Here is a 22,569-nt window from a genome sequence, read left to right on the forward strand (position 1 = left end):
CGATGTCGATTGAGTCCGACACCGATTGAGTCCGATCCGTCGTGGCTTTGACCAATCCGCTCGTCGCGCGGCTCCGAATCCCATGCGACGAAGGCGGATTGGCCTTCGCGGAACCGATCATCGAGGAATTCACATGCAGACCAACGTCCGCCGGGTGCGCCAAGTCCGCCGCGTCGCCGTCGCCTTCGCCACGGCCGCGGTGCTGCCCCTGGCCCTGACCGCCTGCTCCGACAGCGACTCCAAGGACAAGGCGTCCGACAGCGCCTCGTCCGCCACCTCCGAGCAGTCGGGCACCACCGAGCCGTCCGAGGACATGGCCGGAGCGGGTGAACCGTTCGGCCCCGCCTGTTCCTCGGTGCCCAAGGACGGCAAGGGCAGCTTCGACGGCATGGCCGAGGACCCCGTCGCCACCGCGGCTTCGCACAACCCCGCCCTGTCCACCCTGGTGACCGCGGTGAAGAAGGCCGGCCTGGTGGACACGCTGAACAACGCGAAGGACATCACGGTGTTCGCGCCCACCAACGACGCCTTCGACAAGATCCCGAAGAAGGACCTGGACAAGGTCCTCGCCGACAAGGCGCAGCTCACCAAGGTGCTCACGTACCACGTGGTCGGCCAGAAGCTCGCCCCCAAGGACATGGCGAAGGGCTCCTTCGAGACGCTGGAGAAGTCCAGGCTCACCACCGCGGGCTCCGGCGAGAGCTTCAAGGTCAACGGGGTCAGCAACGTGGTCTGTGGTGACGTGCGGACCGCCAACGCCACCGTGCACATCGTCGACACGGTGCTGATGCCCAAGAGCTGACGGACGGCCGGTGTCCACGGCCGCGGCGGGGGGCAGAAGGAGAGCGGCCGTGACGACGAGGGCGGGAGCGCGCACCGTGTTCGAGGAGTTCGAGGTGGACCGGGTCGAGGTCGACGACGCGTCGGTCCTCGTGCGCCACGGCGGGGAAGGACCGCCGCTGGTGCTGCTGCACGGGCACCCCCGGACGTCCGCGACCTGGCATCGTGTCGCCCCGCTCCTCGTCCGGCGCGGCTTCACGGTGGTCTGCCCCGACCTCCGGGGGTACGGGCGTTCCACCGGCCCGGCGCCCACCGCCGACCACACCGCGCACTCCAAGCGGGCCGTCGCCGGTGACGTGGTCGCCGTGATGCGGGCCCTCGGCCACACCCGGTTCGCGCTCGCGGGCCACGACCGCGGTGGCGCTGTCGCCCTGCGCCTGGCGCTCGACCACCCGGACGTGGTCTCGCGGGTGGCGCTGCTCGACTGCATGCCCATCTCCGAGCACCTGTCCCGCATCACGGCCACCTTCGCCACCCAGTGGTGGCACTGGTTCTTCTTCGCCCAGCCGGACATCCCCGAACGCGTCATCAACGCCGACCCCGACCGCTGGTACCGCGGCGACCCGCGGCTCATGGGCCAGGAGAACCACGACGAGTGGCGCGCGGCCATGCGCAACCCCGACGTGGTGCGGGCGATGCTGGAGGACTACCGGGCGGGCCTCACCGTGGACCGCCGGCACGAGGAGGCCGACCGCGCCGCCGGTACACGGATTAAGTGCCCGGCACTGGTGCTGTGGTCGCTCCGGGACGACCTGGAGGACCTGTACGGCGACCCGTTGAAGATCTGGCGCGACTGGGCACCGGACGTGCGGGGCCACGGCATCGACTCCGGCCACCACATGGCCGAACAGGCCCCGGAGGAGCTTGCCTCCTCGCTGGCGGAGTTCTTCGCGAGGCCGACCCCGGCGACAGTGACGACGGAGCCCACCGCGCCGGGGCGACCCGGACAGGAGCCGGAGCCCGACTGACCGACGATCACTGGCCGTAGGCTCACTCCATGGACATACGCGGCATCGACCCCCGGGACACCACCTGGGAGCAGGACCACGCCACCTACCGGGTCTACTTCTGGGACCGCTCGACCAACAGCTCCGACACGTACGAGACCGTCGGCGAGGTCGACGTCGACGAGGTCCTGGCCTGGGCCGGGAAGCACGCGCCGGACCGCGGAGGGCTCTACACCGTCTACGCCGTGACGAGCGACGACGGCCGGCGCGGCCTCATCCGCCTCGCCGGGGTCCTGGATGACCCGTTCGCCTGACGGCCGCCGCGCGCCACCCGCCCCGCGACGGGCAGAATCGTGCCGGTGGAAGGACACCGCTCATCGCCGCAGAAAACCTCCGACGGGCACTTCGTCGTCATCAAGGGGAGGAAATGGCGCGCGACGGATCCGCTGCTCCCGGAGGACGTCGCCGCTCGCCTTCGACATCACCTCATGGCGGCCCGTCGCGCGGTGCGCTCAGCGACGACCGCGGATGACGCGCGGGCCGAGCGGGCAGCACGGGATCGCGTGAACCGGGCGAAGGTCGCGCTCGGCGAGAGGGGCACGCCCTGGTGGGAGCAGTCCGAGGACGAACGCCGCCGTCGCTGGGAGCAGGGGCTCGCGAGCCTTGACACAGACGGCTGACCGGCCAGGTGGTCCACCCGAGCGTCGACCCGCCCGTCGAGACAGCCGGCCTTCCGGGGGGCTGGGAATCCGGGAATCGACGCTGAGAAGCCGTCAACTCCTGCCGTCGGGTGACCGTGCAGGGAGCCTCTGCGTCGGTGGGGCGCTACTCGGCGAGTATCAAGAGATGACCGAGGCGCAGGGGAATCCGAGTCCGGGGACGGACCCGAACGCGAACGCGAAGGCGGACGCGAACGCGGACTTCGTCGCGCTCGCCGACGGGCAGGACGACACCGGGCGCGCCCGAGAGGCCGTGTCCTCACTGCTGGAGCGGCCCGACATCGATGACGTACTGGCCCGGGCGCTGGCCGCGCCCCCGCTGCGGGCGGCTGCCCTGACGGTGGTCAGGCACAAGGTCCAGCGCTCCGTCGACGCGGGCGCCGCCTGGCCGCGGGAAGCGGCGCGCTGGCTGGGCCTCGCCGAAGCCGACTGGGCCACCAGCGCCGCGTTCTGCACCCCGCTGGCCTGGTACGCGCGTGCCCGCCGCAACAGCGCCGTCCGCCATCTCGCGGGTCCGCCGCGATCACCGCGGCGCGGCGGGCCGGGCCGCAGCCACGACACGGTCTTACGCCATCTGCATCTGGTGGGTCTGCGGTACGACTTCCGGTGCCGGACCATGCTGGACTCGCTCCACCAGGTGCCGGACGATGACGAGCACTCGGACCCGTACACCCGTGCCCTGAAGGCCTTCGCGCTCCTCGCGCGGTCCGAGTTGAGCGGTCTGACCGCCGCGGAGCGCAGCCTGGCCGAGGCGGGTGACAACCTGCAGGTCTGCCACGCGCTGTTGCACGGCATGTGGCTCGGCCACGAGCTGCCGGACCAGGCCCGGCACATGCTGGACCTGGCCGCCCGGCCCGTCTTCGCGCCGGACGACCCGATCATGCTGTTCCGCACCGCCACGGCCTTGCGCAAGCTCGGACGCCACCGAGAAGCCCTGGCCGCGATCGACGAGGCGGTGGAAGGCCTGGACCCGTGCCAGCCGGAGGTCCACGCCGACCTGGTGCGTGAACGGACCCTGATCACGGAGTGGGACTGAACCGACACCGAGAACGGGCGCACACGGGCTGTGGCTACGGGCTGATTCGGTGCCTGGGGGATGACCTGACGGGTCGTGTGGCGGCCCCAGGACGCTTAACGCACCACGACGTCGTCCGCGGCCGAAGTCGACGGCCCGGTGGTGGTGTTGCCGTAGTAGGCCCAGCGCCACGCGCCCGTCTTGGACGCCTTCACGGTCGTCCTGAGATTGCCCGAGCCGTTGGCGTGAACCTTCTTCACCGTGGTGTAGGAGGTGGCCCCGCTGGGCTTGAACTGCAGGCTCACCAGGCGGCTTCCGTAGGAGGCGTACTTCCTCGTCTCCCAGTTGGCCCGCGTCACCCTGCCGGTCACGGTGATGGTCTTGCCCTGGGCCACCGGCTCGGGTGCGGCGTTCACACTCAGGCGGGAGTTGCGCTTGACGTAGACGGTCAGGCCCTTGTCGTCCGTGTCTCCGCCGCCGCCGTTGAAGGACACCTCGGCCGCGACCTTCCAGGCTCCGGCCTCGCTGTTGAGCATGTCCCATTCACTGGGGTCGAAGTACATCGTCTCGGCGAAGTCGCAGACGCCTGAGCTCACTTCGTGGCAGTCACTCGTCTCGACGGCGTGCCACAGGCGGTCATTCGTGTTGCCGCGGTACAGGAACACCGCCGGCCACTTCCACTTGTGGGTGGTCGCCATCCGGAAGGAGGTGGGGGCCGCGACCTCCGCGGACACCCCGATCACGATCGGCTTGCCGCCGTTCACCTGCACGCGGGTGAAGGAGACGCCTCCCTCGGCCGCCCCGGCGGGCACCGCGGCCACGCCCATGAACACCGCCGCCGCGCCCCCGGCCACGGCAGCTCTCCAGACCTTCTCGCCCACCTGATCCCCGATCTCTGTGTCTCTGTTTGAAAGGCGCCGGAGAGTCCTCCTCCGGCGCCTTTCAGACAGCCAGGATCCGTACGGGGTTGTGCGCTCGTGGATCACGATCGGACATCAGACGATCTTCGCTGCTGGGCGCAACCGGGCCGGAACACGCCTGCATAGCTGTGCGTCGCCACCCCTGCGGATCGCGTGACTCGTCCCCGCAGAGCTGCCGGCTTGGTCCAATGGTTTGTCTGTGGGCCGACGTGTGAGGGTCAGAGTGGGCCAATGGATCAGCCTTGCGGGGACGAGTTGAGCCATCGGGTCGGAGGATGGTGTGATGTCCCTGTCGATGGCGCTGCGGATCTCCGCGGCGCCTTTTTCATGCGAGCGGGCCGTGCAGGCCGAGCCGAGCGGAAAGGGGCGGGGAAGCCGTGCTGAAGAGGGTGTTCGTGGCGCCGGATCCGGGGCGGATGCGGTTGCGCTTCGCCTCGCGGGCCGTGCTCGGCATCGCGCTGGCCGTGGCCGTGTGCGGGGTGGCCGGGCATTCGCTCGTGGCCGCGATCACGGGTGGGCTCGCCGCGTTGCTCGCGCTCTTCACCGTGGGCGACGCGACCGTACGGGGGCAGGCCACCACCACCGCCCTGCTGCCCGTCGTCGGATTCCCCGTGCTGGCGCTCGCTGCGGTGCTGCACGACGTACCCGTGGCGCGGGACGTCGCGTTCCTCGGCGTGATGGGCGCCGGGGTGTACGCGCGGCGCTGGGGGCCGCGCGGCCACTCGCTCGGCGTCTTCGCGTTCATGATGTTCTTCGCCACGCAGTTCCTGCACACGACCCCCGGCCAGCTGCCCGAGCTGTTCGCCGCCGTGCTGCTCTCGCTCTGCGCCTCGTCCGCGGTGCGCTTCGGCGCGTGGTGCTACGAGCGTCGGGTGGCGGGCGTCACCGTGCCCACACCGCCGAGCGCCCGCGGGCTCGCCCGTACGACCACCCGGCAGGCCGTGCAGGCCGTCGCGGGCGGCGCCTTTGCGCTGGGCGTGGGGCAGCTGCTGTCCGGCGAGCGGTGGTACTGGGCCGTCGGCGCCACCTGGTGGGTGTTCGTGAACACGGCGTCCAGCGGGGAGACGCTGGTACGGAGCTTCCGGCGGGTACTCGGCACCGTCATCGGCATCGGCGTCGGCTTCGTCGTCGCGGTGCCGCTGCACGGGGCGCCCGTCCCCTCGGCGATCGTCGTCGCCGTCAGCGTCTTCGGGATCTTCTACACCGCCGCCGTGTCGTACACGTGGATGATGCTCGCCGTCACCGTCATGGCCGGGGTCCTCTACGGCCTGCTCGGCGTGCTCAACCCGGGTCTGCTCGCGCTGCGTGTCGCGGAGACCGGAGCGGGGGCGCTCGGGGCCGTCCTCGCGGTCCTGCTGGTGCTGCCCGTCACCACGCACGCCACGACCAACGCGTGGATCGAGCGCGCCCTGCGGTGCGTGCACGCCTGCACGGCGGAGGCCGCCGCGCGGCTCGCCGGGTCCGAGACCGCCGATCCCGCGCCGCGCGTCGCCGAGCTGGAGCAGCTGCTCGGCAAGGTGCGGCTCTCGCTCGCACCGCTGGTGCACCCGGCGAGCCCGCTGCGGGCCCGCAAGGAACGCGCCCGTCAGGTGCTCGCGCTGCTCGACGCCTGCGCCCGTGAGGTGCGTGGGCTCGCCTCGATCGCGGCGGACCCCGAGGCCTCGCACGACGACCGGCTCGCCGCGGCGTGCTGGCGGGTGGAGGCGGCCGTCGAGGCGCTCACCGCCCCGGAGGCGGCGCGCCGCCCGGCCGCCGACGCCCTCACCGCGCCGCAGGCCGCGGGCGCCGAACCGGCGCTGGCCCACCTGCACGGCCTGGAGAAGGCCCTCGCCGAGCTGGCCCACCCCTTGAGCGTCCCGACGAGGACTCCGCAGGGGGTGTGAGGCGAGAGGAGGGGCGCCGCCCGGCGGGGGAGCGGCGGGTGCGTCGGGAGGGGCCACCTCGCGGGGCAGATGGTACGGGGGCGGGTGGGCCGGCCCGGAGTGGTCGCCCGGCCCCCGCTCCCTGCCGGTTTCCCACAGCCGGCCGGCTGGATGCTCACGCAGGTCAGCCCTTGAACCCCCGCGCAGGCCCGGACCGGCCCTCGGCCCAAGCACCGGCCCGAGCGGCACCGCCCAGCCACCTGCACCTCCACGCCCACCCCCCCCACCCCCTCCGCCGCGCCCCGTCCCGCCGCCCCGCAGCGCTACCGAGACCCTTTGGTCTAGACCGGGCTGCTAGCGTCGGTCGCGACTGGCCGTGATGTGGCGCCGCCGAGGCGGCGCCGGGGTGAGAGGGGACTGGCAGTGGGCGTCGGCGAGCAGGTGGGTCGGACGGGGCAGTCGGGGCGTGCGAGGCGGGCCTATATCGGGTCCTTCACCGCGGCCGGAGGCCCCGGCGTGGTCGCCGCCGACGTGGACCCCGGCACGGGCACGTTGACGGTCACCGGCGCCACCGACGCCGTTCCCGACCCCTCCTACCTCGCGCTCTCGCCCGGCGGGGAGACGCTCTACGCCGTCAGTGAGACCTCTGACGGCGCCGTCGCCGCGTTCCGGACCGTGCCGGGCGGCGTCGAGCCCCTGGGTCGGCCCGTCCCGGTCGGGTCCGCGCCGACCCACCTCGCCCTGCACGACGGCCACGTCCTGACCGCGAACTACGGCTCGGGCAGCGTCACCGCCGTACCGCTGCGCCCCGACGGGACGCTCGCTCCGGGGCCGTCGAGCGAGCTCAAGCACACCGGCTCCGGCCCGCATCCGCAGCGCCAGCAGGCCCCGCACGCCCACCAGGTCCTCGCCGACCCCAGCGGTCGGTGGGCCGTGAGCGTGGACCTCGGCACCGACTCCGTGCGCGTCTGCGCGCTCGACGGCGGCGAGCTGACCCTGCACCGTGAGGTCGCGCTGCGTCCGGGATCCGGCCCTCGGCACCTCGTCTTCCACCCCCGCGGCGAGCGCGCGTACGTGCTGAACGAGCTCAGCCCCACCCTCACGGTCTGCGCCTGGGACGCCGTCGACGGCACCCTCGACCCCCTCGCCGAGCTGCCCGTCCTCGGGGACGCCCCGGACGGCGACGCATACCCCTCGGAGGTCGTCGTCGCGCCCGACGGACGTTTCCTGTGGACCGCCACGCGCGGTACGGACGTCATCTCGGTCATCGCCCTCGACGAGGCCGGCCACGCGCCCAGGCTGACCGCCACCGTGCCGTGCGGCGGCCACTGGCCGCGCGACCTCGCCGTCGACCCGGCGGGACGCCATCTGTACGCGGCCAACGAGCGTTCCGGCGACGTCACCTGGTTCACCGTCGACCAGGAGACCGGCCTGCCGAGCCGCTCGGGCTCCGTCCCGGTGCCCGCCGCCTCCTGCGTGGTCTTCGGCTGACCCGGACGCGCCGAAGGGCCCGCCCCCACATCGGGACGGGCCCTTCGCCGTACGTACGGAAGGTTCAGTGCACCGGCGTGCCCGACGGCTGCTGCGGCGTGATGCCGAGCGCCGACGTGTACTTGGCGAGCGCCAGCTTGCCGATCGCCGGGTAGGGGCCGAGCGGCTCGGCGACGGAGCAGCCCGCCTCCTTCGCGGCCGCGTCGAGCAGCCCGGAGTCGAGCTCGGGACCGATCAGATACGGCGCGAGCGCCAGCTGGGCCGAGCCGGAGCCGCGCAGCTGCTCGGCGGTCGCCGCGATGGCGCCCTCCTCGTCCAGCGCGGCGGCCATCACCGGCACCGCGAGGCGAGCGGCGAGCAGCATGCCGGTGATCCCGGCGGCCTGCACGGCCTCCTCGCCGCCGACCGTGGCCAGCACGATGCCGTCCGCGGCCGTCGCCACGGTGAACAGGCGGGCGCGGTCGGCGCGGGCGAGACCGGCCTCCGACAGACGCACGTGCAGCGCCTCGGCGAGCAGCGGGTGCGGGCCGAGCACATCGCTCAGCTCGGCGGCGGCACGGCTGTCCATGACGGCCTGCCGGATGCGGCGCGTCAGCGCGGCGTCGGGGCCGGCGAGCAGCGGCACGACGACGGCCACGGGGCCGTCGGGCTCGGCCACCTCGGCGCCGGCGGCACGCGCGCGCTCGACGCGGGCGGTGCGCTCCGCGGCCGCGTGCGCCAGCACGGACCGGAGCGAGGGGAACTCGGGGAAGGACGTGACGGTGGCGTCTTCCTCGCCGTCGAGGTAGCCGATTCTGGCGTCGAGGCCGGGCAGCTCGGAGCGCGCGATGCTCACGACTTCCTCGGCGAGACTGCGGGTGGTGCTGCTGGGGGCGCCCGGCACGGCGAGGACAAGTGCGGGCGCGCCTTCAGGAGCCGCGACGGGCTCCGGACGGCGGTGCCGGCCCGGCTGACGGGGGCGCGGCATTCGTACAGGCAGGCCGGATGCGGGCCCAGTGGGGGAGCTCATGCGCCCGCATGCTACTGGCTTGCGGGCGCCCGCTGTTCGGGGAGGGTGCAGGTGGGCGGTATAAGTCCGTTTTTGTCTGATGAATTACGCAGAGGTCAACTCTCGCTTTCTCCATGGTCCCCATCGGGTGGCCCCCCATGGATTCCTCGCCGGACTCCTCCGTGAACTTCGCCGTGGACGGAGAGCATGCGGCCGTCGCGCGGAAGGCGCAGCCGGTCCGCGGCGACGTCGGCCGCTGTCCGCAGCGCTCCGTCCAGCGGGTCGCCGGCCGCGGGGACCCGCCGCGCGTGCGGCAGTTGGTCCGCCAGCTCCTCGGACAGGGGGAGGAGCAGGGGGTCGCCGACGTGGAACAGGCCGCCCGTGAGGGCGACTTCGCACTCCTCGGCGCGGGGGCAGACGGCGGCCGCCGCCCCGGCGATGTGCCGGGCCGCCTCCCGCAGGATGCCCCGCGCGACCGGGTCGTCCGCCGCGCAGGCGGCCACGTCCGGCGCGAAGGAGGCGAGGACCGCGGGCCGATCCGGGCGGGGGTAGAGCTGTCCGGGCAGCTCCGGCAGCGGGCCGAACCGCTCCTCGGCGCGGGTGAGCAGCGCCGAGGAGCCGCCCCGCCTGCCGTCGTACGCCCGCAGCGCCGCCTCAAGTCCGGCCCGGCCGATCCAGGCGCCGCCGCCGCAGTCGCCGAGGAGGTGGCCCCAGCCGTCGGCGCGGTGCCAGGCCGTCGGGTCCATGCCGATCGCGATCATGCCCGTGCCCGCGGCGACGACGGCGCCCGGGCGGTCACCGAGCGCGCCCGCGTACGCGGTGACGGCGTCCGCGGCGAGCGCCGTGCGATGGACATCCAGGTGCTCCCTGAGCGCGGCCGGCAGGTGGGCGCGCAGGTCGTCGCCGAGGCTCGCGAGGCCCGCCGCTCCGACGCAGACCGCCGTGATCCGCCCGCCGCCCGCCTCCGCCAACAGGGCCCGTGCCATGGGCAGGAGCTGCTTCAGAAAGTGACCGGCGTCGATGCCGCGTGGGCCGGTGTGTACGGGCTCCGCCGAGCGCAGGGGCTCCGTGGAGCGGACAGCTCCGGGCCCGGTCGGTTCGGCCAGGGCGGCCCGCAGTCCGGAGCCGCCCGAATCGACTCCGAGGACGAACTCCCGGACCGTCACGGCAGCCGCCAGTCCACCGGCTGCGCGCCCTGCCGGACCAGCAGGTCGTTGGCCCGGCTGAACGGGCGCGAACCGAAGAAGCCGCGGTCCGCCGACATCGGCGACGGGTGCGCGGACTCCACCGACGGCGACTGCCCGAGCAGGGGCCGGAGATTGCGCGCGTCCCGCCCCCACAGGATCGACACCATCGGGGTGCCGCGTGCCACCAGCGCCTTGATGGCCTGTTCGGTGACCTCTTCCCAGCCCTTGCCGCGGTGCGCGGCCGGTTTGCGCGGGGCGGTGGTGAGCGCCCTGTTGAGGAGCAGGACGCCCTGCCGGGTCCAGGGCGTGAGGTCGCCGTCGGACGGCGGGGGCAGGCCGAGGTCGTCGCCCATCTCGCGGTAGATGTTGATGAGGCTGCCGGGCAGCGGCCGCACCTCGGGCGCGACCGAGAACGACAGGCCCACCGCGTGACCGGGCGTGGGGTAGGGGTCCTGACCGACGATCAGGACGCGGACGTCGTCGAAGGGCTGTTGGAAGGCGCGCAGCACATGCTGCCCCGACGGGAGATAGGTGCGTCCCGCGGAGATCTCCGCGCGCAGGAAGTCGCCCATCGAGGCGATCCGTTCGGCCACCGGCTCCAGGGCCTTGGCCCAGCCGGACTCGACGATTTCATGCAAGGGTCGTGGTGCCACGGCGTCACCCTACTGCCGTAACGGCGGCGTCGATCAACCGATGGCCGCGGCCCGTACACAGAGCACGTCCGGCAGGTGCGAGGCGAGCAACTGCCAGCTGTCGCCGTCGTCCGCCGACGCGTACACCTCGCCGTTGCGATTGCCGAAGTAGAGGCCCGCCGGGTCGCAGTCGTCGCTCCACATCGCGTCGCGCAGCACCGTGCCGTAGTGGTCCTCCTCGGGCAGGCCCGCGCTGAGCGGCTCCCAACTGTGGCCGGCGTCGGACGTGCGGTAGACGCGGCAGCGGTGGTCGGCCGGGACGCGGTCGATGTCCGCGGTGATGGGGAAGACGTACGCCGTGTCACCCCGGTGCGGGTGCGCGACGGCCGCGAAGCCGAAGGTGGAGGGGAGGCCCTCGCCGATGTCCGTCCAGTGCCCGCCCGCGTCGTCGCTGCGGTAGACGCCCCAGTGGTTCTGCAGATAGAGCCGGTCCGGGTCGGCGGCGTCCCGCGCGACCTTGTGCACGCACTGGCCGAACTCGGGGTTCGGATCGGGCAGGAACACCGCGGCGACGCCGTTGTTCGCCGGGTCCCAGCTCGCGCCGCCGTCCGCCGTGCGGAACACCCCGGCGGTGGACACCGCGACGGTCACCGCGCGCGGGTCGCGGACGTCGGTCAGCACGGTGTGCAGGCCCTCCCCACCGCCGCCCGGCACCCACTGGGAGCGGGTCGGGTGCTCCCACAGCGGGCGGACGAGCGAGAAGGACTCCCCGCGGTCCTCCGAGCGGTACAGCGCGGCGGGCTCCGTGCCCGCATACACCACGTCCGGTTCGGCGGCCGCCGGGTGCAGCTGCCACACCCGCTCCAGCGAGGCCCCGGTGTCCTTGGGGAACTTCACCGCGGGCTTGGACGGCTCCGTCCAGGTCCGCCCCAGGTCGTCGGAGTGGAAGACGGAGGGGCCCCAGTGCGCGCTGTCACCGCCGGCCAGGAGGCGTGGGGTGGGGCCCCGGGTGTCGATGGCGACGGAGTACACCGCCTGCGCGTTGAAGTACGGGCTGTCGTCGAACTCCCAGGCGCCGCCCCGCCTGCGTCCGATGAAAAGGCCCTTACGGGTGCCTACGGTCAGGATGACGTCGGACATGCCGACCACCTCCGGGACGTCGTTGTCTCAGGTACCGGCCAGTCTGCACCCCACCACTGACAGCCACCCCCGGAGAGGACGTCCGCGCAGGTCAGCACCCATGTCCCCGGTTCGGTTCCGGCGGCCGATCAGGAGCCGGGACGACCCGCGCCCAGCTCCCGCGCCACCTCCGCGATCGCCGCGGGCCCCACTCGGCAGCAGCCGCCGATCAGCCGCGCGCCCGCCGCCCGCCACGCCTGCGCCTGGCCGGCCGAGAAGCGCGTGGGCCCGCGCCAGGAGCGGCTCGCGGCGTCCCAGGTCTCGCCGCTGTTCGGATAGACCACGACGGGCTTGCCGGTGATGCGCGCCGCGAGCGCCACCGCCGGTCCCACGTCCTTCGGGGAGCAGCAGTTGACGCCGACCGCCACCACCTCGTCCGCGTCGGCGGCGAGCGCGAACGCCTCGCGCAGCGGCTGCCCCGCGCGGGTGCGGTCGCCCGCCACGCTGTACGACAGCCAGGCCGGCACCCCGAGGCCGCGGACCGCCCGGAGCAGCGCCCGCGCCTCGTCGGTGTCGGGGACCGTCTCCAGGGCGAGGACGTCGGGCCCGGCCCCGGCGAGCGTCTCCAGCCGCGGCCGGTGGAAGCGCTCCAGCGCGTCCACGGACAGTCCGTACCGGCCCCGGTACTCGGAGCCGTCGGCGAGCATCGCTCCATAGGGCCCCGCCGACGCCGCCACCCACACCTCACGCCCGAGCCCCACCCCGGCCCGGCGGGCCGAGTCCACGCTCAGGCGCAGCAGTTCACGGGTGCGCCCCGCGTCGATGCCGTACCGCGCGAAGCCCTCGTACGTCGCCTGATAGCTCGCCGTGATGGCGACGTCGGCGCCCGCCTCGTAGTACGCGCGGTGGGCGGCCTCCACGGCCGCGGGCTCGTCGGCGAGCAGCCGCGCGGACCACAGGGCGTCGCCCAGGTCGTGCCCGGCGGCCTCCAGCTGGTTGGAGAGGCCGCCGTCGAGCACGAGAGGGCGCTGGGCAAGGGCTTCGGCGAATCTCACGGCTTCGACGCTAGCCGAGGTGCGGGGAGTTTTCCGGCCACCCTCGGAACGACGCTTCCCCGCGCTCCCTCACACTGTTAGTCTCGCACCTAACAGTGTTAGAGACCTCATGCGAGACGACGCGAACAGGACGGTGCGCGATGGCGGCGGATTCCCCCGCCCGGACTGGCCCGAGCCCCTACCGGACGCTCCCGGCGCTGTGTGTGCCGCTGGCCCTGACGATGCTGCAGAGCACGGTGCTCAGCACCGCCCTGCCGGACATCCAGGACGACCTCGACGGCGGCATTCAGGACATCCAGTGGGTCATCAGCGGCTATTCGCTGGCGTTCGCCGCGCTGATGCTCACCGGTGGCGCCGTCGGCGACCGCTTCGGGCGCAAGCGGACCTTCCTGACCGGGCTCGGCATCTTCCTGGCGGGCTCGGTCTTCTCCGCGCTCGCCGGCTCGGTGTGGGTCCTGGTCTCGGCGCAGGCGGTGCTCGGCGTCGGGGCCGCGCTGCTCATGCCCAACACGCTGTCGATCATCCGGCACGTCTTCACCGACAGCGGCGAGCGCGGCACGGCCATCGGCATCTGGGCCGCGGTCGCGGGCGCCGCCGTGGCCTTCGGTCCGGTCGTCGGCGGGCCCCTGGTGGAGAACTTCGGCTGGTCCGGCATCTTCTGGATGTACGTGCCCATCGCGGTCATCGGCTTCGTCCTCGCGGTGCCCGCGGTCCCCGAGTCCGCCAACCCCGAACGGCGCCTGGACCTGGCCGGGTTGATCCTCTCCATCGCCGCCATGTCGGCGATCGTGTACGCCACGATCGAGGGCGGCTCGCGCGGCTGGGGCGACGGCCTCGTGGTCGGGGCCTATGCGGCCGGCGGCGCGCTGCTCGTGGCGTTCCTCGTCACGGAGCGCCTGGTGCGCGAGCCGATGCTCGACCTGTCGTTCTTCCGCGACCGGGTCTTCACCGGCTCCGTACTGGCCGGATTCGTCCTGTACTTCGGGCTGTTCGCGATCACGTACTTCCTGATGCTCTGGCTGCAGACGGTCCTCGGCTGGTCCGCCGTCGGCGCCGGGCTCGCGATCCTGCCGGGCATGCTCCTCGCGATGGTCTCCGCGCCGCTCGCGGGCTGGATGACGTCGCGGGTGGGCGGCGCGGTGCCGCTCGGGCTCGGCATCCTGTTCGCCTCGGCGACCATGTTCGGGGCCTCGCTGTACGGGACCGGGGCGCGCTACGCGGAGTACTGGTGGGTGGTCCTGCTGGTGGGCCTCGGCATCGGCCTCACGCTCACCCCGATCTCGACGCTCGTCATGATGCGGGTGCCCGCGGCCCGCTCCGGCATGGCCTCCGGTGCGAGCAACGCCACGCGCCAGCTCGGCAGCGTCTTCGGCGTGGCCGTGCTCGGCACGCTCCTCACCACCCGTATGACGGACAGCGTCCGGGACCGGCTGGTCGACGCGCACGTGCCGGGGCCGGCCCGCGCCGAGGTGCTGCGGGCCGTCGAGGCCGGCGGCGCCCACAGCACGGGGTCGGGCGGCAGCGCGCGGATCACCCGGATCGTCGATGCCGGGTTCGTGGACGGGTTGCACCTGGCCGAACGGGTCGGCGGGGCGCTCCTGTTGGTGACGGCGATCGCGGCGTACTTCCTGGTGCGGGGGCGGGACCGGGAGGACATCGACTCAGCCGCGGGGGCGGCCGCGGACCCGGGAGCGACTGGCACCGCTGACTCCGCTGACTCAGCTGATGCCGCTTCGACCGTCGGTGGTACCGCGGACGCTTTCGGGTCCGGCTCCCATGGTGACGGTCCCGGCGCGGCCCCGGCCCCGGGCGTCTCCGCCGACCGCACCACCTGAGACAGCCGGGCGGGTCCGGCCATCAATCCCCCGCTGGTCGCACCCGCCCGGCGCTGTTCGGTCCACTCAGCCGCGTCGGTCGAGTCAGCCCGAAACGGGCAATCACCCCACCCGCACGGGCAGTTCGCGGACGCCTCGCATCATGAGGTTGTCCCGCCAGCGCAGTTCGTCCGGCCCGACCGCCAGCCGGATGCCGGGGAAGCGGGCGAACAGGCGCGACACCCCGACCCGCCCCTCCATCCGGCCGACGGCCGCGCCCATGCAGTGGTGGATCCCGTGGCTGAACGCCAGGTGCTGCTGCGCCGTCGCGCGGCCGCCGTCGAAGCGGCCGCTGTCGAAGCGGTCGGGGTCCGGGAATCTGCTCGGGTCGCGGCCGGTCGCGCCGAGCAGGACGAGCACCGGCTCGCCGGCCCGCAGGCGCCTGCCGCCCAGTTCGGTGTCGCGCACCGGGAAACGCCAGGTGGGGACCTTGACCGGGCCGTCGACGCGGAGCACCTCCTCGATCAGCGGGTCGATCAGCTCCGGGTCCTGCGCGAGCGCGGCGCGTTCGCCGGGGTGGCTCAGCAGCCGCAGCGTCGCGTTGGTGATGAGGTATGCGCTGGACTCGTGGCCCGCGAAGAACAACTGGTAGATTAGGGAGATCAGTTCGTAGTCGTCGAGCTGGTCCGCGCCGTGCGCGTCGACCAGTGCGCTGACCAGGTCGTCGGCCGGTTCCTTGCGCCGGGCGGCGAGCAGCGGGACGAAGTACCCGGCCATCGCGTCGGCCGCCTCGTCGAAGGACGCGTCGTCCTGCAGCTCGGCCCGGACGAGGAGTTGACCCCATTCCTTGAACCGGGGCCGGTCCGCGGGCGGGATGCCGATGAGCTCACAGATCACGTCGACGGCGAGCGGCAGCGCGTAGTCGGTGAGCACGTCGAACCCGGGGCGGTCCGCCAGCCCGTCGAGCAGTCCGCCCGCGAACACGCCCACAGGGGCGCGTAGTTCGAGCATGCGCCGCGCGGTGAGCGCGCGCGACATCAGACGCCGCATCCGTGTGTGATCGGGCGGGTCCACGCTCAGCAGATGGCGGCCGAGCAGCGCGGTCTTCTCCTCGGCGCGGCCGGCCGCGATGGCCTCGCGCACGCGGGAGTCGGTGCTCGCGGGATCCACGCTGAACAGCGGATCGGACAGCACCGCCTTCGCCTCCTCGTACCCGCTGATCAGCCAGGGGGTCAGGCCGGGGCGCAGGTGTACGCGGGTGAGGGGCACCGTCGCGTGGAGGCGGGCGTAGCCGGGGCCAGGGTCGGCCATGAATGCGGGATCGAGGAGATCTACCGGAGGTGCCTCATCGCTGCTCATGAGCTTGTTGGTAACAGCAGTCGGGGCGGGCCCGCAATAATCTCCGACAATTGCCTCATTAAAGATTTCGCCAAATGGAATACCTGTCGCCGTTTGTGGGTTCGGGCATTCCTCGAACGTCTCTTGCTTGACTGGACAAACACTGTTAGGTTGCGTGGCTGCGAGGCTGGAAGATAGGGCTCGCCGGGGCTTTCCGGGGAAAGTGTCCCGAAGGCCTCGTGTGCAACGTGGACCGAATCACTCTTCGTATCCGAACGAGAGGAGACAGCCATGAAGCTGCAGTCCGAGAAGGTGACCGAACACCGCAACAGCACGCCGCAGGCCGCCCTGGAGCCCTTCGGCGCAGGTCGCGACGAGGCCGTGCTGGTGCCCGGCGCCTGTTCCTGCTGCTGTGGAGCGGTCGTCCGCAAGTAACCGATGACGCCGGCGTGCGGCGGGCCGAGGGTCCGCCGCACGCCGGTCCCGCTCCCCACTTCGGTGACGACGGCACGTCTCACACCACGGCGAATGAATGCAAGGAGCGAATTACATGAGCGATGCGGATACCCCTGCGGATTCGCGTCTCGTTCAGGCTTCGGTGGCCGCGAGTGCCTATCGGACGATGAGCCCGCATGCGCAAGGTGTCGGCCTGCAAACGAATTCCATGCGCTTCGAGAATCTCTCGTCGGATGCCGCCGAACGGCTTGCGGAAGAGTTCTTGATTGCCACCAGAATGCGACGCTGGGACCGTTCGTCCCTCCTCTCCATCGGCTATTACTTCTCCGATGTCATGGCGGTCGTCCAGTCCCGCCAGGACCGCCTGCCGCGCCAGGGCGCCCCCCGCACACCGTTGCCCGAGGGCACGGACACCACGGTGCCACTCGACCACGCCGTCTTCGGCCGGCGCAGCGGCCGTGACTTCTCCGGGGCCCCCGTACCCTTCGACGACCTCGCCACCGTGCTCCGCTTCGCCGGGTGCGTCACGGCCGAGGCCGACATCGAGCTCGCCGACGGCTCGCCCCTGACCATGGGCTTCCGTACCGTTCCCAGCGCGGGCGGCCTCTACCCCGTCGAACTCTGGCTCGCCGCCCTGAACGTCGACGGTCTCGAACGGGGACTGCATTGCCACCTGCCCGTCGAGGACGCCCTCGCCACCGTGGCGGGACCGGACACCCTCGCCCCGCTGCTGGCTTCCTTCGACCCGCAGGACGGCTCGATCGACTTCGAACGGGCGGCGGCCGTCCTCCTGCTCATCGGCAACCCCTGGCGCTCCATGCGCAAGTACGGCCCCCGCGGCATGCGGTCGATGTTCCACGAAGCGGGCGGCATCGCCCAGAACGCGCACCTGGCCGCCACCGGACTCGGCCTGCGCAGCGTGGACTTCTCCGGCTTCTACGACGACGAGGCGCACGCGGCGCTGCACCTCGACGGAGTGCACCGGACGCTGCTGCACACCGTGCTGCTCGGCGCGGGCTGACCACCCGCACAACCGCCCCGGGCCCCCGGGCTCCCGTGAAGAGAGGCCCCCGCATGTCAGACAACCGGCAGCCACGCGTGCGCCGTTCGTTCTCCGTCGTCGGCCACAGCCCCGACATGGTCGAGCTGCGCACCGGCGTGTGGAACGCCAAGTCGTACACCCTCACCGACGACTCCCGCTCCGGCAAGCTCTTCAACCTCGTCAGCGGACTCGACGGGACGCTCTCGCGGCGCGACCTCGCCAAGCGCGAAGGTGTCTCCCGCGTCGAGGTCGAGGCGCTCGTCGACCACCTCTACGGCCTGGACGCCATCGAGGAGGGCCCGAGCAGCGCCCTCGACGCCTACCTCGACACCATGGCCACCCTCGGCGGCCGCGGCCAGGCACCGGTCGCCGAGGGTGTCGTCCTGCTCGGCGACCCGGAACTCGCCGAGCGCACCGCCGCGTTACTACCTCCCGACGTGGCCGGCGACGTCCTGATACCCGGCCCCGACCACCCGGTGCGCGCCCGCCTCGACGCCCTCGCGCCTGCCGTGCTCCACGACGGCCTCGCCTTCGACGAGGCCGTCGAGATCCTCGCCCCGTGGCGCGGCCGTTATCTGCTGCTCGCCGAGAAGACCGTCGACCCGGTGCGCGCCCAGCTCCTCAACCGGCTCACCCGCGCCGCCGGGATCAGCTGGACGTACGCCGCCGTCGACGGACCGTTCCTCTTCGTCGGACCCACCATGGTGGCCGGGCGGTCCGCGTGCTTCGAGTGCTTCGAGACGCGCGTGACCATGAACCTGAGGGAGAGCGCGGGCTATCAGCGCTACAAGGAGGCCCTCGTGCGCTCCGCGGTGCACGCCGGCGCGCCGCCCGTCTACGGCCCGGTGCAGGCGCTGCTCTGCTCGCACCTCGCTTTGGAGGCGACCAACTACCTCAGCTGCGGCGCGACGTTCACCATCGAGAAGGTCCTCGGGTGCTACCTGCCGAGCATGGAGATCTCCTACCAGAGCGTGTTGCCGCTGCCCGGCTGCCCCGGCTGCGGCCCGGTGCCCGAACGGGACGACGAGACGCTCCACTTCGACCCGCGCACCTGGCTGGAGGACTGATGCGGCTCACGGTCCACCAGGACGAGAACACCCGCGTCCACCGGCTGCGCCGCCGCATGCACGGGCCGCTGTGCGGGCTCACCACGTCCATGGGATTCCTCACCCGCTACCCGGGCGGGCCGCGGCTCCTGGTGGGCACCGCGGACATGACCGGCGTGCACGTCCGCCAGGACCAGCCGCCCCCCAAGGCGGGCAGCTACCACATCGGCGGCTACGGCATCTTCCCGTTCGAGAGCCACATCCGCTCCCTGGCCGAGACCCTGGAGCGCTACTCCGGTTACGCGGCCGCCCTCGACGGCAGGTTCACGGCACGGCACGCCCCGTATTCCCAACTCGCCGCCGAGGGCGAGCCGGTGCTGCCGCTCGCCGCCTTCGAGCTCTTCACCGCCGAGCAGTACGCGCGCGACGGCTTCCCCTTCTCGCCCTTCGACCCGGACGCCGCGTCGGGCTGGGTCCGGGTCGGTTCGCTCGTCGACGGCGAGCCCCGCTGGGTGCCCGCCCAGCGCTTCCTCCTCGGGTACGTGCGCGAGCGCGACGAGCCCTGGACGCTGCCCGCCGTCACCACGGGCACCGCCACGCACACCACCCCACAGGCCGCCCTGCGCGCGGCACTTGAGGAGGTGGTGCAGGTCGACGCGGCGATGGGGCACTGGTACGGGCGCACCGAGTCCGTCCTGATCCGCCCCGACGCACGCACCCGGCACGTCGACGCGGTCGTCGACACGTACTTCCCGGCGGGGGCTCCGCGCCCCGAGTTCCACGCCCTGCCCAGCCCCGACCTGCCCGGCTTCACCATCGCCTGCCTGCTGCGCCAGCCCTCGGGCCTGGTCCCGGAGGTGGCCATCGGCCTCGGCAGCGGCGCCTCGCTCGCCCGCGCCATGTACCGGGCCCTGCTGGAGGCGGCGGGCGTGCAGTGGCTCGCGGCGTGGGTGGCCGTCGAGCAGGCCGTCGAGGGCACGCCGGCGGACGCCGACATCTACGACCTCGAAGGCAACGTCGGCCTGTACGCGACGTCCAACGGTGCCCGGACCGTGGAACGCCGCTTCGCCGCCCACACCGAGCGGCCCGCCTCCGACCTGCCACCGGACGACGACCGCCCGGTCAAGGAGGCGGTGCGCACCCTCGTCGACGCCTTCCGGGTCTCCGGGAAGCAGCTCTACTTCGGCGACCTGACCACCTGCGACCTGCGGGCCCTCGGGTTCCACGCGATGCGCGTGTGGTCCCCGGACACCGTGAGCCTCCCCTTGCCCAGCGCCGTACCCGCCGCCCATCCGCGCTTCGCCGACTACGGGGGCTTCACCGATGACGTCCCTCATCCATATCCCTGAGCTGCGCGACACGGCACTGACCGCGCTCGTCCTGTGCGCGCTCAGCGCCCTGGCGCTCGCCTCCCACCTGCACGTCCGCTTCTTCGACCACCACGGTGTGCACACGCTCCAGGTGTACGCGGCCGTGCTCGCCGCCGTGACCGGCCTCGGTCTGCTCGTGCTCGGCCCCGGCGCGCTCGGGCACGGCCCCGCCTGGGGACTGCCGGCCGGGGCGGCCCTCGGAGCGGCGGCCGCACCCGTGGTGGCCGCCGCCGACACGGCGGTCACCCGGCGTCTCGGGCGCCGCGCCGCCGCGCGGCCCGCGCCGCCCGCCGCGGCGCCCGCGCCCCGCACCCGCGGCACCCGCGCGGTCGGCCCCGCCGCCCGGCTCGCCGGGGCCGCGCCGCCGACGGCGACCGAGCGGCGCTGGACCGCGAACCGCCGCGACAGCGACGTGGCGCTGCCGCTGGCGTGGCTGGTGGCCGTCGGCGTCCTGGAGGAGTGCGTCTTCCGGGGCACGCTGACCGGGGTGGCGCTGACTCAAGACGCCCTGGCAGTACGGGTGTTGCTGCTGGCTATCGCCACGGTGGCGTTCGCCCTCTCGCACATCTTCTTCGGCTGGGCCCAGGTGGCGGCGAAGCTCCCGCTCTCGCTGACCGCCCTCGCCCTCACCCTCCTGACCGGCGACGTCCTGGGCGCGGTGGTCGCCCACGCCCTGTTCAACGCCCGCATCTGGCGCTACCAGAACACGGTGCGACCGTCCGGCTCCGCCCGTCCCCGGCCGGCCCGCTCATGAGCGCCGTGGCCCAACTGCCTTGGGCGGTCACGGGTGGTGTGCTGCTCGCGGTGGTCGCGTCGGCCTACGGGGTGCTGGCGCCGTGGCTCGCGGGGCGGTTCTCGGGGCGTTTTTCGGGAAGGGGTGCCGGGCTCGGGCCGGGGCGCGCCCGTTCGGTGGGAGGAGCGGTCGCCGGGGCCCTGGTCCTCGCCGTGGCTCTCGCGCTCGGAGTGCTGCCGGCCGACCTGGGGCTGGGCTCACCCCACGGCGTCGACGCGGCGCTGGGAGCGCTCGGACTCGCCCTGGGATGTGGCGAGTTCGCCGCCTGCGCCTTCCTCGCGGGACTCGCCGCGGACATCGGCGCCGGCCTGCGCCACACCAGCGCGGGGCGCGTCGCCCGGCGCGTCGGCGGAGCCCTGCGCGACCCCCGCTCCCGGCCGAAGACGGCCCCGGCCAGGACGGCTGCCCGGGAGAGCCGCGCCCCGCGCCCCGCCTCCGCGGCGGGGCAGACCCACTGGCTCGGCCTCGCGCGCGGGCACGCCGCCGAGGAGGCGCGGGCCCGCGTGAGCGGACCCGGTGCCCACTGGGCCATCGCCGCGCTCGCCCTTGCCGTCGCGGGGGAGGAGGCCGCCTTCCGGCCCGTACTCCTCGAAGCGCTGCGCGGAGCGGGCGCGGTGGCCGCCACCGCCGTCGCCGTCCTGGCGCACGCCGCCCTCCGCCTGCGCGGCGCCCCCGCCGGACGCCGCCTCACCCCGGAGAGCTGGGTGCCCGCCCTCCTCGTACCGACCGCCCACGCCGTCCTGTACTGGCGCACCGGGACGCTCGTGCCGCTGCTCGCCGCCGACGCCGCCTTTCTCGCGCTGCTCATCCCGACCGAGAGGAAACGACCATGAAACACGGCATCTCGCTGCTCCCCGACTGCAGGCCGGCGACGCGCGGCGCCCAGGAGTACTACCAGGACGTGCTGCGCATCTCCCGGCTCGCGGACGAGGCCGGCCTCGACTACGTGAAGATGACCGAGCACTACCTCAAGGACTACGGCGGCTACTGTCCCAGCCCGCTGACCTTCCTCGCCGCCGTCGCCGCCCAGACCGAGCGGATCGGCCTGATGACCGGCTGCGTCCTGCCCGCCTTCCACCACCCCATCCAGCTCGCCGCGCACACCGCGATGGTCGACGCCATCAGCGGCGGCCGCCTGGAGGTCGGGTTCGCGCGGGCCTGGATGCCGTACGAGTTCGCGGCGTTCGGGGTGTCCATGGACGAGAGCCGCGACCGGTACAACGACACCATCGCGGCCGTCCTTCGGCTGTGGACCGAGGAGAAGGTCAGCGAGGACAGCCCGTTCTTCTCCTTCCGGGACGCGACCTCGCTGCCGCGCCCGGTCCAGCGCCCGCACCCGCCCGTGTGGGGCGCGGCGGTCCGCTCCCGGCAGAGCTTCGCCTGGCTCGCCGAACAGGGCTTCGGGCTCCTGGTGACGCCCCCGCCGCGGCAGCAGGACCTCGCGGGCGTACGGGACCTGGTGGAGGTCTACCTGGACACCTTCGAGGACGTGCACGGCTCCGGCCCCGGGGCCCCGCGGCCCCGCGTCGCCGTCTCCATCCCGCTGTACGTCGCCGAGACCGACGACGAGGCGTACGCCACGGCCGACCCGCTGCTGCGCGAGTACCTGACGGTGTGGGCCGAGGCCGCCGAGGCCTGGATGCACACCTCGTCGAAGGACTACCCGACGTACTCCCAGATGGCCCTGACGCTGCGCAACCTCGACATCGCGGACTTCCGCAGCCTCGGCACCGCCGTCGTCGGCTCACCCGCCACCGTGCTCGCCCGCGCCGCCGAGCTGCGGGACTTCCTGTCGGTCGACACGTTCCTGTGGCAGGTGGACTTCGGCGGCCAGGACGGCGCGACGATGGAGCGCAGCTTCCGGCTCTTCCGGGACGAGGTGCTGCCGCGCTTGAGGTGAGGACCGGGTGAAGGTGCCGGGCGGGGTGGCGGGAA

Annotated in this window: 22 protein-coding genes; 15 read left to right on the top strand and 7 right to left on the bottom strand. The window is 73.1% G+C overall.

What is annotated here, in order from left to right; genetic code table 11:
- Positions 1–133 precede the first annotated feature (133 nt).
- The 5 genes from ACZ6B8_RS22285 (at position 134) to ACZ6B8_RS22305 (ending at position 3,542) form a co-directional block, all read left to right on the top strand.
- Positions 134–802 (top strand): fasciclin domain-containing protein, encoded by a 669-nt coding sequence (locus ACZ6B8_RS22285; RefSeq protein WP_471082198.1) that lies wholly within the window; start codon positions 134–136, stop codon positions 800–802.
- 76 nt (positions 803–878) lie between these two features.
- The gene (locus ACZ6B8_RS22290; protein WP_471608598.1) at positions 879–1,808 is read left to right on the top strand and encodes an alpha/beta fold hydrolase; all 930 of its coding nucleotides are present in this window, start codon (positions 879–881) and stop codon (positions 1,806–1,808) included.
- Between the two features lie 29 nt (positions 1,809–1,837).
- Positions 1,838–2,101, top strand: coding sequence for a hypothetical protein (locus tag ACZ6B8_RS22295; protein ID WP_471608285.1), 264 nt, complete (start codon positions 1,838–1,840; stop codon positions 2,099–2,101).
- Between the two features lie 45 nt (positions 2,102–2,146).
- Positions 2,147–2,467 (top strand): hypothetical protein, encoded by a 321-nt coding sequence (locus ACZ6B8_RS22300; protein ID WP_471608286.1) that lies wholly within the window; start codon positions 2,147–2,149, stop codon positions 2,465–2,467.
- A gap of 166 nt (positions 2,468–2,633) precedes the next feature.
- A complete protein-coding gene (locus ACZ6B8_RS22305) occupies positions 2,634–3,542 on the top strand; it encodes a hypothetical protein (RefSeq protein ID WP_471608287.1) in 909 nt (302 codons plus the stop codon).
- Between the two features lie 95 nt (positions 3,543–3,637).
- Here ACZ6B8_RS22305 and ACZ6B8_RS22310 read toward each other — a convergent pair whose 3' ends face one another.
- Complete coding sequence (locus ACZ6B8_RS22310; protein ID WP_471608288.1) at positions 3,638–4,402, bottom strand: hypothetical protein; 765 nt, start codon at positions 4,400–4,402, stop codon at positions 3,638–3,640.
- A 416-nt stretch (positions 4,403–4,818) separates the two neighbouring features.
- On the opposite strand from ACZ6B8_RS22310, the gene ACZ6B8_RS22315 reads away from it, so the two are divergent.
- Together ACZ6B8_RS22315 and ACZ6B8_RS22320 are read left to right on the top strand one after the other, a co-directional pair.
- The gene (locus ACZ6B8_RS22315) at positions 4,819–6,324 is read left to right on the top strand and encodes an FUSC family protein (protein WP_471608289.1); all 1,506 of its coding nucleotides are present in this window, start codon (positions 4,819–4,821) and stop codon (positions 6,322–6,324) included.
- Between the two features lie 420 nt (positions 6,325–6,744).
- The gene (locus tag ACZ6B8_RS22320; protein ID WP_471608599.1) at positions 6,745–7,794 is read left to right on the top strand and encodes a lactonase family protein; all 1,050 of its coding nucleotides are present in this window, start codon (positions 6,745–6,747) and stop codon (positions 7,792–7,794) included.
- Positions 7,795–7,858: 64 nt separating this feature from the next.
- Here ACZ6B8_RS22320 and ACZ6B8_RS22325 read toward each other — a convergent pair whose 3' ends face one another.
- From ACZ6B8_RS22325 to mmuM, 5 genes are all read right to left on the bottom strand, one after another.
- A complete protein-coding gene (locus ACZ6B8_RS22325; RefSeq protein WP_471082182.1) occupies positions 7,859–8,803 on the bottom strand; it encodes a sirohydrochlorin chelatase in 945 nt (314 codons plus the stop codon).
- 95 nt (positions 8,804–8,898) lie between these two features.
- Positions 8,899–9,948 (bottom strand): N-acetylglucosamine kinase, encoded by a 1,050-nt coding sequence (locus ACZ6B8_RS22330; RefSeq protein ID WP_471608290.1) that lies wholly within the window; start codon positions 9,946–9,948, stop codon positions 8,899–8,901.
- Positions 9,945–10,622, bottom strand: a complete 678-nt coding sequence (locus ACZ6B8_RS22335; protein ID WP_471082176.1) for a uracil-DNA glycosylase — start codon at positions 10,620–10,622, stop codon at positions 9,945–9,947. The genes ACZ6B8_RS22330 and ACZ6B8_RS22335 overlap by 4 nt, the downstream gene beginning before the upstream one ends.
- 33 nt (positions 10,623–10,655) lie before the next feature.
- Positions 10,656–11,741 (bottom strand): WD40/YVTN/BNR-like repeat-containing protein, encoded by a 1,086-nt coding sequence (locus ACZ6B8_RS22340; RefSeq protein ID WP_471608291.1) that lies wholly within the window; start codon positions 11,739–11,741, stop codon positions 10,656–10,658.
- Positions 11,742–11,869: 128 nt separating this feature from the next.
- On the bottom strand, positions 11,870–12,775 hold the full coding sequence (gene mmuM, locus ACZ6B8_RS22345) for a homocysteine S-methyltransferase (RefSeq protein WP_471608292.1): 906 nt from the start codon (positions 12,773–12,775) through the stop codon (positions 11,870–11,872).
- 140 nt (positions 12,776–12,915) lie between these two features.
- Between mmuM and ACZ6B8_RS22350 the strand changes: the two genes are divergently transcribed.
- The gene (locus ACZ6B8_RS22350; protein WP_471608293.1) at positions 12,916–14,610 is read left to right on the top strand and encodes an MFS transporter; all 1,695 of its coding nucleotides are present in this window, start codon (positions 12,916–12,918) and stop codon (positions 14,608–14,610) included.
- 102 nt (positions 14,611–14,712) lie between these two features.
- Here the strand turns inward: ACZ6B8_RS22350 and ACZ6B8_RS22355 are convergent, their stop codons facing one another.
- Positions 14,713–15,948 (bottom strand): cytochrome P450 family protein, encoded by a 1,236-nt coding sequence (locus ACZ6B8_RS22355; RefSeq protein ID WP_471608294.1) that lies wholly within the window; start codon positions 15,946–15,948, stop codon positions 14,713–14,715.
- A 270-nt stretch (positions 15,949–16,218) separates the two neighbouring features.
- On the opposite strand from ACZ6B8_RS22355, the gene ACZ6B8_RS22360 reads away from it, so the two are divergent.
- From ACZ6B8_RS22360 to ACZ6B8_RS22390, 7 genes are all read left to right on the top strand, one after another.
- Positions 16,219–16,362: a hypothetical protein gene (locus tag ACZ6B8_RS22360; RefSeq protein WP_208033602.1), complete on the top strand. Its 144-nt coding sequence runs from the start codon at positions 16,219–16,221 to the stop codon at positions 16,360–16,362.
- Between the two features lie 283 nt (positions 16,363–16,645).
- Positions 16,646–17,404, top strand: coding sequence for a SagB/ThcOx family dehydrogenase (locus tag ACZ6B8_RS22365; protein WP_471608295.1), 759 nt, complete (start codon positions 16,646–16,648; stop codon positions 17,402–17,404).
- Between the two features lie 53 nt (positions 17,405–17,457).
- Positions 17,458–18,492: a TOMM precursor leader peptide-binding protein gene (locus ACZ6B8_RS22370; protein ID WP_471608296.1), complete on the top strand. Its 1,035-nt coding sequence runs from the start codon at positions 17,458–17,460 to the stop codon at positions 18,490–18,492.
- The gene (locus ACZ6B8_RS22375; RefSeq protein ID WP_471082154.1) at positions 18,492–19,820 is read left to right on the top strand and encodes a YcaO-like family protein; all 1,329 of its coding nucleotides are present in this window, start codon (positions 18,492–18,494) and stop codon (positions 19,818–19,820) included. The genes ACZ6B8_RS22370 and ACZ6B8_RS22375 overlap by 1 nt, the downstream gene beginning before the upstream one ends.
- A complete protein-coding gene (locus ACZ6B8_RS22380) occupies positions 19,795–20,595 on the top strand; it encodes a CPBP family intramembrane glutamic endopeptidase (RefSeq protein ID WP_471608297.1) in 801 nt (266 codons plus the stop codon). Before ACZ6B8_RS22375 ends, ACZ6B8_RS22380 begins: the two co-directional genes overlap by 26 nt.
- Positions 20,596–20,600: 5 nt before the next feature.
- Positions 20,601–21,467 carry a CPBP family glutamic-type intramembrane protease gene (locus tag ACZ6B8_RS22385; protein ID WP_471608298.1) on the top strand — a complete coding sequence of 289 codons (867 nt, stop codon included), beginning with the start codon at positions 20,601–20,603 and terminating at the stop codon, positions 21,465–21,467.
- The gene (locus ACZ6B8_RS22390; RefSeq protein ID WP_471608299.1) at positions 21,464–22,534 is read left to right on the top strand and encodes an LLM class flavin-dependent oxidoreductase; all 1,071 of its coding nucleotides are present in this window, start codon (positions 21,464–21,466) and stop codon (positions 22,532–22,534) included. The genes ACZ6B8_RS22385 and ACZ6B8_RS22390 overlap by 4 nt, the downstream gene beginning before the upstream one ends.
- Positions 22,535–22,569 lie beyond the last annotated feature (35 nt).

Source organism: Streptomyces sp. NPDC041122, from assembly GCF_055592445.1.